General features: G+C 71.7%; 13 protein-coding genes. 4 read left to right on the top strand and 9 right to left on the bottom strand.

What is annotated here, in order from left to right; all coding sequences use genetic code 11:
* Positions 1-130 precede the first annotated feature (130 nt).
* Positions 131-322: a heavy-metal-associated domain-containing protein gene (locus N7L95_RS06360; protein ID WP_301258977.1), complete on the top strand. Its 192-nt coding sequence runs from the start codon at positions 131-133 to the stop codon at positions 320-322.
* A gap of 77 nt (positions 323-399) precedes the next feature.
* Here N7L95_RS06360 and N7L95_RS06355 read toward each other — a convergent pair whose 3' ends face one another.
* The 5 genes from N7L95_RS06355 to N7L95_RS06335 all read right to left on the bottom strand — a co-directional run bounded on the left by N7L95_RS06355 (position 400) and on the right by N7L95_RS06335 (position 4,751).
* Positions 400-888 (bottom strand): cupredoxin domain-containing protein, encoded by a 489-nt coding sequence (locus tag N7L95_RS06355; RefSeq protein WP_301258976.1) that lies wholly within the window; start codon positions 886-888, stop codon positions 400-402.
* Positions 889-910: 22 nt separating this feature from the next.
* Complete coding sequence (locus N7L95_RS06350) at positions 911-2,344, bottom strand: multicopper oxidase family protein (RefSeq protein ID WP_301258975.1); 1,434 nt, start codon at positions 2,342-2,344, stop codon at positions 911-913.
* Positions 2,345-2,377: 33 nt separating this feature from the next.
* Entirely contained in the window at positions 2,378-3,847 is a 1,470-nt protein-coding gene (locus N7L95_RS06345) for a TolC family protein (RefSeq protein WP_301258974.1), read from the bottom strand.
* Entirely contained in the window at positions 3,844-4,194 is a 351-nt protein-coding gene (locus tag N7L95_RS06340; protein ID WP_301258973.1) for a hypothetical protein, read from the bottom strand. The genes N7L95_RS06345 and N7L95_RS06340 overlap by 4 nt, the downstream gene beginning before the upstream one ends.
* 122 nt (positions 4,195-4,316) lie before the next feature.
* Positions 4,317-4,751, bottom strand: a complete 435-nt coding sequence (locus tag N7L95_RS06335) for a hypothetical protein (RefSeq protein WP_301258972.1) — start codon at positions 4,749-4,751, stop codon at positions 4,317-4,319.
* A 299-nt stretch (positions 4,752-5,050) separates the two neighbouring features.
* On the opposite strand from N7L95_RS06335, the gene N7L95_RS06330 reads away from it, so the two are divergent.
* A complete protein-coding gene (locus N7L95_RS06330; protein WP_301258971.1) occupies positions 5,051-6,181 on the top strand; it encodes a DJ-1/PfpI family protein in 1,131 nt (376 codons plus the stop codon).
* A 121-nt stretch (positions 6,182-6,302) separates the two neighbouring features.
* Here the strand turns inward: N7L95_RS06330 and N7L95_RS06325 are convergent, their stop codons facing one another.
* Both N7L95_RS06325 and N7L95_RS06320 read right to left on the bottom strand, forming a co-directional pair.
* Positions 6,303-6,638: a hypothetical protein gene (locus N7L95_RS06325; protein WP_301258970.1), complete on the bottom strand. Its 336-nt coding sequence runs from the start codon at positions 6,636-6,638 to the stop codon at positions 6,303-6,305.
* Between the two features lie 113 nt (positions 6,639-6,751).
* Positions 6,752-7,564, bottom strand: coding sequence for a ferritin-like domain-containing protein (locus N7L95_RS06320; protein WP_301258969.1), 813 nt, complete (start codon positions 7,562-7,564; stop codon positions 6,752-6,754).
* Between the two features lie 197 nt (positions 7,565-7,761).
* On the opposite strand from N7L95_RS06320, the gene N7L95_RS06315 reads away from it, so the two are divergent.
* Both N7L95_RS06315 and hslO read left to right on the top strand, forming a co-directional pair.
* Positions 7,762-8,286 carry a gamma carbonic anhydrase family protein gene (locus N7L95_RS06315; RefSeq protein ID WP_301258968.1) on the top strand — a complete coding sequence of 175 codons (525 nt, stop codon included), beginning with the start codon at positions 7,762-7,764 and terminating at the stop codon, positions 8,284-8,286.
* Between the two features lie 93 nt (positions 8,287-8,379).
* Positions 8,380-9,303, top strand: coding sequence for an Hsp33 family molecular chaperone HslO (gene hslO, locus N7L95_RS06310; RefSeq protein WP_301260082.1), 924 nt, complete (start codon positions 8,380-8,382; stop codon positions 9,301-9,303).
* Positions 9,304-9,352: 49 nt separating this feature from the next.
* On the opposite strand, the gene N7L95_RS06305 is transcribed toward hslO, so the two are convergent.
* Both N7L95_RS06305 and pnuC read right to left on the bottom strand, forming a co-directional pair.
* Complete coding sequence (locus N7L95_RS06305; RefSeq protein ID WP_301258967.1) at positions 9,353-10,123, bottom strand: AAA family ATPase; 771 nt, start codon at positions 10,121-10,123, stop codon at positions 9,353-9,355.
* Positions 10,123-10,758: a nicotinamide riboside transporter PnuC gene (gene pnuC, locus N7L95_RS06300; protein WP_301258966.1), complete on the bottom strand. Its 636-nt coding sequence runs from the start codon at positions 10,756-10,758 to the stop codon at positions 10,123-10,125. Before pnuC ends, N7L95_RS06305 begins: the two co-directional genes overlap by 1 nt.
* Between the last annotated feature and the right edge of the window lie 32 nt (positions 10,759-10,790).

The following is a 10,790-nucleotide window of genomic DNA, read 5'->3' as shown; positions in this document are numbered from 1 at the left end:
CAGTGTCAAGCTTGCCACCATGGGAGAGTCAAGTCCGGTCGCGGCCAGTGCTGCGGATGTCCCGCGGCTTGACCTTGCCACGGTGGGAAGGGCCATGCTGGGCACTTCCCATCCCAGACGGAGTGTCTCCATGATCGAATTCAGCATTCCCGCCATGAGCTGCGGGCATTGTGCTAGTGCGGTGGCGCGGGCCCTCGGCCAGGCCGATCCGCAGGCGCAGGTGGACATCGACCTGCGCGCCAGGACGGTGCGCATCACCAGCCGCGAGCAGGCCGCGGCGCTGGCCCAGGCACTCGCCGAGGCCGGCTATCCGCCGGCCTGAACGGCAGCCATCCGCCGGCCGGGCCTGCTCCGCGGCCGTGCCCCGGCCAGCGGCCGCGGGCGGCGCCGGCCGTCCTGTCACGGCCGCACGTGCACCCTGCCTGCCATGCCGGCTTCGTAGTGGCCGGCCACCAGGCAGGCGAACTCCACCTGGCCGGCCCGGTTGAAGGTCCACACCAGCCGGCCGGTCTCTCCGGGCGCCACATGGGCGATGTGCGGCTCGTCGTGCTCCATGCCGGGATGGCGGGCCATCAGCGCAGCATGCGCCTGCAGCGCCTCACGCGTACCGAGCACCAGCTCATGCTGGGCCCGGCCTCGGTTGTGGATCACCAGTTCGACGGTCTCGCCCTGCCGCACCTCGAGGCGATCGGGCGAGAAGCGCATGTCGTCACCCATGTCGATCTCGACACGTCGGTGCACCGCTTTCGGGTCCCCGGCGATGCCCCAGGCGGTCTGTTCGGCCGGTGCGGGCGGCCGCTGGCGGTGCGCGGACGGCTCATGCGCCCGCATGGGCTGCGACAGGCCCAGGCACAGGGCCGCCGTGATCAGGAAGAGGTGAGATTTCATTGCAGGCTCTCCTTGTCGGTCTTCAATGGCCAGTGTGGCCGCCGGTGCCGCGGGGCTTGCGCACCTGGACCTCGATGTTGTCCTGCCGCTGGCCCGGGTGGCCGGTGCGTCGCATGGCGGCCGGGCCGGCCGAGCCGGAGCGGGCCGGCGCGGCCAGGCTGCCGGTCCATTCGTAGGCCACCGTGCCGGGCGGGTGGCTGAACCAGCCGGGATCGCGGTAGTCGCCGGCCGGCTGGTCGCGGCGCACCTTCACGACGCTGAACATGCCACCCATCTCCACCGATCCAAAGGGCCCGTCGCCGCTCATCATCGGCGCGGTGTTGTCGGGCAGCGGCATCTCCATCTCCGCCATGTCGGCCATGCCGCGTTCGCCCATCACCATGTAGTCGGGAATGAGCCGGCTGATCTGTTGCGCCACGCCGCGGTGGTCGACGCCGATCATGGTCGGCAATGCATGGCCCATGGCGTTCATCGTGTGGTGGCTCTTGTGGCAGTGCAGGGCCCAGTCGCCTTCCTCGTCGGCCAGGAACTCGATCTGGCGCATCTGGCCCACTGCCACATCGGTCGTCACCTCCGGCCAGCGGGCCGCCAGGGGCGTGGGGCCGCCATCGGTGCCGGTCACGACGAACTCATGGCCGTGCAGGTGCATGGGATGGTTGGTCATCGTCAGGTTGCCGATGCGGATGCGCACCCGGTCACCCAGCCGGGCCTTCAGCGAGTCAATGCCGGGGAAGACACGGCTGTTCCATGACCACAGGTTGAAGTCGAGCATGGTCATGATGCGCGGTGTGTAGCTGCCGGGCTCGATGTCATAGGCATTGAGCAGGAAGACGTAGTCGCGCTCCACCGGCGCGATGAGTGGATGAGCGGCCTTTGGATGGGTGATCCACGCGCCCATCATGCCCATGGCCATCTGCGTCATCTCGTCAGCATGCGGGTGGTACATGAAGGTGCCGGGCCGGCGCGCGACGAACTCGTAGACAAAGGTCTTGCCCGGCGCGATGGCCGGCTGGGTCAGCCCGCTCACGCCGTCCATCCCGTTGGGCAGCCGCTGGCCGTGCCAGTGCACCGAGGTGTGCTCGGGCAGGCGGTTGGTGACGAAGATGCGCACCCGGTCGCCTTCCACCACCTCGATGGTCGGGCCGGGCGACTGGCCGTTGTAGCCCCACAGGTGGGCCTTGAAGCCGGCGGCCATCTCGCGCACCACCGGTTCGGCCACCAGGTGGAACTCCTTGACGCCCTGGTTCATGCGCCAGGGCAGGCTCCAGCCGTTGAGGGTGACGACCGGCTGGTAGGGCCGCCCGGTCGGCGGCGCCAAGGGCGGCTGGGTTTCGGGCCCGGTCTGGATGACCGGCTCGGGCAGGGCCGCCATGGCCACGCGGCTGACCGAGGCGGCCGCCACGGCGGCCCCGGCGCTGGCCGTGCCGGCCAGGAAGCGACGTCGCTGCAGTGTCATGTCGATGCTCATGGAGTGGGGGAAGTGGCCGCGTCAGTGCGCGGCATCGCTGGTGGGGTCGGCCGCGGCGGAGGGGCGGGCCTCGATCGCCAGGCCACCGGCCGGCGGCCCGACCCGTGCGGCTTGCAGCGCGGCATCGGCCAGCCAGAAGTCGCGCTGCGCATCCAGTGCACCGACGACGCTGGCCACCTGTTGGCGCGCATCGGCCAGCAGCTCGAAGACGCTGATGAGCATGCCGTTGTAGCGCAGCAGGTTCTCCTCGGAGATGGCCTTGCGCAGGGGCACCACCTGGTCCCGGTAGTGGCGGGCCACCTCGTAGGCACTGCGGTAGCCGGCATGCGCCTGCCGGACTTGCGACGCCGCCTCTCGCTCGCGTTGTGCCAGGCGCTGCTGCGCGGCCTGGTGGCTCGCCTGGCGGCGCAGCCGCCCGGCATCGCCCGGGTCGAAGACCGGCAGCGGCAGCTCCAGCTCCACGCCTTTCTGAGGGGCTTCGCCGGTTTCGCTGTTGCGCACGGCGGCCAGATGCGCGCCGCCGGTGATGTCGCCGGCCCGGCCGAGGCCCTGCTCATCGGCGCTGTGTTGCAGCTCGGCCCGGGCGATGCGCAGGTCCAGCCGCAGGGCGGTCGCGTCACGTTCCAGGGCGGTGGCGTCCCGCAGCGTGGCGGGCAGCTCGGGCAGGCGTGACGGCAGGGTCAGTGCCTGAGCCTGGGCGGGCGCGAGGCCCAGCGCCCGAACCAGCGCTTCACGGGTGTCGGCGGCCACCTGCTGCGCACGCGCCAGCTCGGCGGCGGCTTCTGCCGAGAAGGCCTGCTCGCGGGCACGCTGCAGGCGGCTGAAGTTGCCGACCGCCTGCATGCGGCGGGCCAGCTCGGCGCTGGCATCGGCGGCGGCCTGCACCTGTCGCTGGTAGTGCAGCCGCTGTTCGGCCGCGACGGCGCGCACCCAGGCTTGCCGGGCGGCAGTGGCGGCTTGCACCACCTCGCCGGCCAGCCGCCATTGCGTCTGCTGTTGGCGCAGGTCGGCCTGCCGCAGGCGGGCCGGCAGCAACAGCAAGTCGAACAGTGGCAGCCCCAGCATGCGGCCGATGTCGAGTTCGGTCTCGCCATGGCTGCGCCGTGCCAGGCGTTCAAAGGTGAAGACCGGGTTGGGCAGCCGGGCTGCCTGCGTGGCGTCGGCCGATGCGGCGGCCGCTTCGAACAGCAAGGCCTGCAGCGCCGGGCTGTAGGCCAGCGCGAGGCGCACCGCGTCGTCGGCCTGCAACGGCCGGGACAGCACCGCCTCAGCCTCGCGCTGTGCCTCCACGCGCGCGGCTTCCGACCTCAGCCAGCGCACCTCGACGCCCAGATGCTCGCGGCTGAGCTGGCGGGCGGCCTCGAAGTTCCGGTCCACCGGCGGGTTGGCACAGGCGCCGAGCCACAGCGCGGCCGCAACGGCCGCCACCAGGCCGGCCGAGGGGCGGTGCCTCGCCGCCTGGCGCCGGGACGGGAGAGAGCGCGGCGTCATCGCGGCTCCTTCTCGAGGGGGGCAGAGGCCCCTGTGGCGGGGGGAGAAGGCTGCGGGCTGCCCTGCACCGGCGGCCCGACCGGGCGCATCGCCCGCTCCTGCTGCACTTCGCGGGCATATGCCCGCCAGCCACCGATGCGGCCGACCTGGTGGTTGGCGTCGCGCCAGGGGATTGCCGGGGGATCGCCCGGGCCGGGCCGGGTCGCAAGAAGGGCTGCCGCGCCGGCATCGCGGCCGGACGGGTCAAGGCCCGTGGCGGCCGCACTGGCGTGCGCGCCTGCGGCCGTGCCGAGCACGGCCACGCCCATCATGGCCAGCAGGGCTGGCCGCCATAGTAGGTGAGACATGCTGTCCTCGCTGAAGCAGGGCCCGGCGCGCACAGGCGCGGCGCGAGCCACCGGGTCAGGCAGGGAACGGCGCATCCCGCCGCGGGCGGGCCGAGGCTGGGACGGGGCGCGGCCCCTGCGCGTCAGGCGAGGACGTGTCGGGGTGGGCGGTCAGGACCGCCGGTCAGGAAGGCTGCCAGTCGCAGCGGGACGGTGGAGGAATACCCGGCGTCGAAGCGCAGCGGTGCGAAAGCCGGTGCAGCGCTTGGCAGCGCGGCCGACGCACAGCAGGCGGCACAGGCACTGCAGCTGACTTTCGAGAGGCGATCCAGCTGGGCGGTGTCGCCCGATGAGGTGGCGGGGGGGTGGCTGGCCTCGCTGGCGCCAGGATGCGCCGGCACGGCATCTTCCCCATGCGGGGCGGAGGCGTCACCATGCGCATGGGCGCTGCGCTCCCACGGCCCGGCCAGCCGGGCATGCCCTGGCCCGCACGCTATCAGCGTGGCAGCGGCCGTGCCTTGCACCGGCAAGGCCAGCGCCAGCAGGCACATCAAGGCAAGACGGAGGTAACGCCACATGGATGGCAGTTTAGTCCAGCCAGCGGCGGCCAGGTTCCACGCCGCCCGGACGCCAGTGCAAAAATGAGCGTTGCCACCGGAGCATGGGGTGTGCCTCGGTACCTGCCACTTCGGGCAGTCCTGCGCGCCGCATGGGAACGCGGGCAGGCCGGGTGGATTCCCATACCGGATGGGCGCCACTGCGTGGCCAGCGCCGGGCGGTGCGGGATCGAAGCCGGTCCGCCGCGGTTCTACCGCCACGGGGTGGCCCGGGCTGCACGGGCAGCCTGTCGACCGGTCGTTTGATCCAAGGAGACGTGATGCGCCGCATCTTGTGCCTGCTGGGGGCTGCCAGCTTCTTCTTCGTCGCCGGCTGCACCGCGGCACCTGCTGCTGACGGCGCCGGTGCCACTGCGGCCGCCAGCGCACCGGCTCCCCAGGGCCAGGCGATCGCGCCCTACCAGCCGCGTTTCGGGCGCAGCCGGCCGGTGGCCGCGGTGATTGGCGAGAACCGCTACACCGAGTTGTCCGACTATGTGGTGCCGTACGGCGTGTTGAGCCAGTCCGGCGCGGCCGAGGTGGTGGCAGTGGCCACCCGGGAAGGGCCGATGCAGATGTTCCCTGCCTTCAAGATCCAGCCGCAGGCGACCACCGCCGCCTTCGACGCGCGTTATCCGGACGGGGCCGACTATGTGATCGTTCCCGCGGTGCATTACGACGACGATCCCCAGCTGCTGGGCTGGATCGCCGCCCAGGCTCGCAAGGGCGCCACCGTGGTCGGCATCTGCGACGGCGTCTGGGTGGTGGGCAAGGCCGGCTTGCTCAAGGGGCGGCGGGCCACCGGCCACTGGTATGCGTTCGACGACCTGCGCAAGGAATTCAAGGACACCACCTGGGTGAGGAACCGCCGCTATGTGGTGGACGGCCCGGTCGTGACGACCACCGGGCTGAGCGCTTCCATCCCGGTGTCGCTGGCGCTGGTGGAGGCCATTGCGGGCCGCGACCGGGCGCAGCAGGTGGCGGCCGAGCTCGGTGTGCCGGACTGGAACGTGGCGCACGACAGCGAGCGCTTCAAGCTCGGTGCCCGCACGGTGTGGACCATCGCCAAGAACTGGGTGGCCTTCTGGTCGCACGAGGACCTGGGGCTGCCGGTGGCGGCCGGCGTGGACGAAATCACCGCCGCATTGGTGGCCGACGTGTATTCCAGCACCTTTCGTTCGCAGACCTTCTCGGTGGCTGCGTCGCCGGGGCCGGTGCGCACGCGGCGCGGCCTCGTCCTGCTGCCCGACCGCGTGAGCGGCGGCGACAAGGCGCCCGACCGGATGCTGGCCGCCCCGGGCGACACCCCGCCGGTGCGGGCGCTGCAGCGAGCGCTGGACGACATCGCAACCCGCTATGGGCAGCCGACGGCGGCCTGGGTGTCGTTGAAGATCGAGCATCACCGGGATTGAGCCCCGGGGCGCCGCCGCTTCTCCGCCCCCGCGGTGCCGCGACGGGCTGAAGCCGGCAACACGCCAGCCCCCCTGCGGCCTGCCGCGCCGCAGGCCCGCTGCGCAGCCCGCGCCAGCGGTGTCAGACGGCCGCGGGCTCCTGCCCGAGCTGTGTTCCTTCGCCTGCGCCACGCCGCAGATGAAAGACGCAAAGGTAGAGCGCCAGCAGCCAGGCCGGCACCACCAGCGGCAAGAAGATCGACAGCGAGGCGGCCCGGGAGGCGCAGACACTGCCGCAGGCCAGGATGCCGATCACCGGCCAGTGCCAGTGCACCCGCCGCTGGCCGACCCAGGCGCGGCTCATCACGAAAAACGCGATCAACGCGTACCACAGCGCGATGCGCCCGGGCCCGTCCAGGGGCGCAGGCAGGTGCAGCCACTCCTGCGACCGGAGTACCGACGTCAGCAGAGTCGTCAATGCTACCGGGCTGCACAGCAGCCCGCAGGCCAGCGCGACGGCGAAGCGGTGGCCGCTGACGGGCCGCGGGGGACCGCCGCCCGGGCCCGTGGTGGGTGCGCTGGCTGGCGGCATCAGCGCGGCTTGCCGCCGAGCGGCCCCTCCAGTTCGTCCAGCTCCGCCTGGCTGAAGCCGGCTGCCCGGCGTGCCGCAAGGTTGAACGGCGGCCGCAGGCGCGGCGCGTCGTACTGCTGGACCAGGCCCCGGTAGTGCAGCAGCGCGTCGATGCCGTCGCGCTCGCACAGCCAGCGGTACCAGTGGTTGCCGATCGCCACATGGCCCACTTCGTCGCGCAGGATGAGGTCCAGGATCTCCACCGCGCGCTCGTCGCCGGCCTTGCGCAGCTTGGCCTGGATCAGCGGTGTCGCGTCCAGGCCGCGGGCCTCCAGGGTGCGCGGCACCAGTGCCATGCGGGCAATGATGTCGTGCCGCGTGGCGGCTGTCATCGACCACAGGCCGTTGTGCGCATCGAAGTCGCCGTAGCCATGGCCCAGCGTCGCCAGGTGCTCCCTCAGCAGGCTGAAGTGCAGCGCCTCCTCGGCCGCCACCCGCATCCAGTCGTGGTAGAAGGCCGGCGGCATGCCGTCGAAGCGCCACACCGCGTCCAGCGCCAGGTTGATCGCATTGAACTCGATGTGGGCGATGGCATGCAGCAGTGCCGCCCGGCCTTCGAGGGTGAAGGGCGTGCGGCGTGGCACCGCGTCTGCCGGCACCAGCGTCGGCAGAGGCGGGCGGCCGGGCAGTCCGGGCGGCTCGGGCAAGTGCTCGGCGGCATCCAGCGGGTGCTGCGCCATCGTGGCAAACAGCGCCCGGGTGCCGGCCGCCTTCTGCAGGGGATCGGGCAGCGCGAGCAGGCGCAGCGCTTCGTGCCGCAGCGGCGGCGTCATTGCGGATGGGCTCCGGGCCGGCCACAGGGCGGCACCAGGCGGGCAGGACGGCAGAGGCAAGGTGGCAGGTTCATCGGTGGCCAAGGCAAGGGCGGCCGCCGCGCCCCGCACCCTGTGCAGGGTAAGGACGACTCGCGGCACGCGGACGACGCTTCATCTCTAAAATTATGGATCCTCGGCGACCCGGAGAACTCTGCATGGCCCTCTACCAACTCGGCGACGACACGCCCCTGGTTCACGACACGGCCTGGGTGGCCGACAGCGCCGATGTCATCGGCCGGGTTGAATTGGCGGAGAACGCCAGCATCTGGTTTGGCTGCGTCGTGCGCGGCGACACCGAGACCCTGCGCGTCGGCCGCGGCTCCAACGTGCAGGACAATTCCGTGCTGCATGCCGACCATGGCTGGCCGCTGACCATCGGCGAGAACGTCACCGTCGGCCACCAGGCCATGCTGCATGGCTGCACCATCGGCGACGGCTCGCTCATCGGCATCCAGGCGGTGGTGCTCAACGGCGCGAAGATCGGCCGCAACTGCCTGGTGGGCGCCGGCTCGCTGGTCACCGAAGGCAAGGAGTTTCCCGACGGCTCGATGATCCTCGGCTCGCCGGCCAAGGTGGTGCGGCAGCTCACGCCCGAGCAGATCGCCGCCTTCCAGGCGGGCGCGGCGCACTACGTCGAGAACGCACGCCGCTTCAAGGCCGGGCTCAAGAAGCTCGCCTGACCTTCACCCTTACAGGACTCTTTCGTTTTGGACACTTCCTCCACCCCCAGCGAGCTGCACAAGTTTTTGTTCGAAGGCCTTCCGGTGCGCGGCATGCTGGTGCGGCTGACCGATGCCTGGCAGGACATGCTGAAGCGCCGCGAGCAGAGCGGCCCCTTCCCGGCACCGGTGCGCGAACTGCTTGGCGAGATGGCCGCGGCCGGCGTGCTGATGCAGGCCAACATCAAGTTCAACGGCGCGCTGGTGCTGCAGATCTCGGGCGACGGCCCGGTCAAGCTCGCGGTGGCCGAGGTGCAGCCCGACCTGGCGCTGCGTGCCACCGCCAAGGTGGTGGGCGAGGTGAGCGACGACGCCAGCCTGGAAGCCATGGTCAACCTGCAGGGCCGAGGCCGCTGCGCGATCACGCTCGACCCCAAGGACAAGCTGCCGGGCCAGCAGCCCTACCAGGGCGTGGTGCCGCTGCACGGCGACCAGCGCGAGCCACTGCAGCGCATCAGCGAAGTGCTGGAGCACTACATGCTGCAGTCCGAGCAGCTCGACACCCGGTTGATCCTGGCCGCCAATGACCAGATCGCTGCCGGCCTGCTGATCCAGCGGCTGCCGATCGAGGGCGAAGGCAACCTGGCCGGCACCCGCCAGCGCGAGGACGACATCGGGCTGAGCGAAGGCTTCAACCGCATCGCCCACCTCGCCAGCACGCTCACCTCCGAGGAGCTGCTGACGCTGGATGCCAACAAGATCCTGCACCGCCTGTTCTGGGAAGAGGACGTGCGCCGCTTCGAACCGCAGCGCGGCGAGGACGGGCCGCGCTTTGCCTGCACCTGCTCGCGCGAGCGGGTCGGCAACATGCTGCTGAGCCTGGGCCGCGAGGAGATCGACGACATCCTGCAGGAGCAGGGGCGGGTCGAGATCGGTTGCGAGTTCTGCGGGGCGCAGTACCACTTCGATCCGGTGGACGTCGGCGCGCTCTTCACGCCCGATCGCGACCATCCGCCCGGATCGAGCAGCATGCAGTGAGGCAGCCGCCCGCCGGGCGTGTCCGCTGGCCGGCCAGCGCGCAGCGGACTCAGCGCGGCGCGTCGCGGCCGAGCAGGCCGGTGAAGAGGCGCTCGTAGCGGCCGTCCAGGCATTCGGTGCAATAGGCCGGGTCGCTGGCGCCCGCTCCCTGCGGGCGGGTGTCCGAGCCAGCTCCGCCTGGGGCCGCGCCAGGGGTTGCGCCCGCGGCAGGGCCGACGCCGCCCGGGCCCGGGCCGCTGCCGTGGACAGCCGGCGGCCCTGCCTGCCCGCCCGGGCCTGGCCCCGCCGGCAGCAGCGGCCGCACCGCCTGCCACGCCGCCTCCAGCCTGGCCTCGCCCACCCCATACACGACACCGTAGGCCAGGCCGGCCCGCTGCAGGGCGGCGCGCACGCGCTGGTCCACGCCGTCCCGCACCTGCGGGCCATCGCGCTGCAGGCCGTCGGCCACCCACGGCAGGTCCAGGCCCATCAGCAGGGTCAGCGCGGCCTGCCGGGCATGCACCTGCTCGGCATCGGGATAGAGCGACCGGTCGCCGAAGACGAAGTCGCTGTACACCGCGATCATCAGCGCCGTGGTGTCGGCCACCACCAAGGTGTGGCGCGCGGCGGCGGTGTCGATCAGGCGGCTCTGCTCCTCGGCGATGTGGCGCTGCTCGTCCTCGCGCGGCGTGCGGCCGCGTGCCTCGCAGAACAGGCGCAGGTATTCGGGCACCGCTACCGCGTCGACGCCGCCGGCCCGCAACCGCAGCGCCAGTGCCCGGGCCAGCTCGGTCTTGCCGGTGCTCTCGGCGCCCAGCAGGGCGATCACCTGGCCCGCCATCAGGCCGGCTCCGCGGCCAGCTGCCGCCAGGTGCGCCAGCCGGCCATCGCCATCACGATGAACACCAGGTAGAGCGCGGTCGTCAGCCACAGGCCCTTGTAGGCGAACAGGCCGACGCTGACGGCGTTGACGACGATCCAGGTCGGCCAGTTCTCCACCAGCTTGCGGCCCAGCAGGTACTGCCCGGCCAGGCTGGCGACAGTGGGAAACGCGTCCCAGTAGGGCACGTCGGTGTCGGTGTAGCGGTCCAGGTAGAGCCCGAGCAGGGGCCAGCCGACCAGCACCGCGCCGAGCAGCAGCCCGCGGCCCCGGGCGGGCAGGGTGTGCACCCGCAACGGCGCGCCGTTGTCACCGCGCCCGCGCAGCCACTGCCACCAGCCCCACAGCGCGAGCACCGCGAACACGATCTGCAAGGCCGCGTCGCCGTACAGGCGGCTCTGCCAGAACACGAGGAAGTACAGCAGCGAGCTGACGATGGCCAGCGGCCAGCCCCAGGCGATGACGCGGATGTTGCAGGCCACCATCACCACCGCCAGCACGAAGGCGATCAGCTCCAGCACCGTGGTGAGGGGCCGGCCGTCGATGAGGAAAAGCGGCTGCAGCAGCGGCTCCAGGGCGGCGGTCAGGAAGTCCATCGGGCGGCTCGCGGCGGCGATCGGGTTGCATA

The sequence above is a fragment of the Eleftheria terrae genome (genome assembly GCF_030419005.1).
In the GTDB taxonomy this organism is placed as follows: Bacteria; Pseudomonadota; Gammaproteobacteria; order Burkholderiales; family Burkholderiaceae_C; genus Caldimonas; species Caldimonas terrae.
The sequence above is the reverse complement of the archived record's forward strand: the minus strand, read 5'-3'. Positions and strand labels throughout refer to the sequence as shown.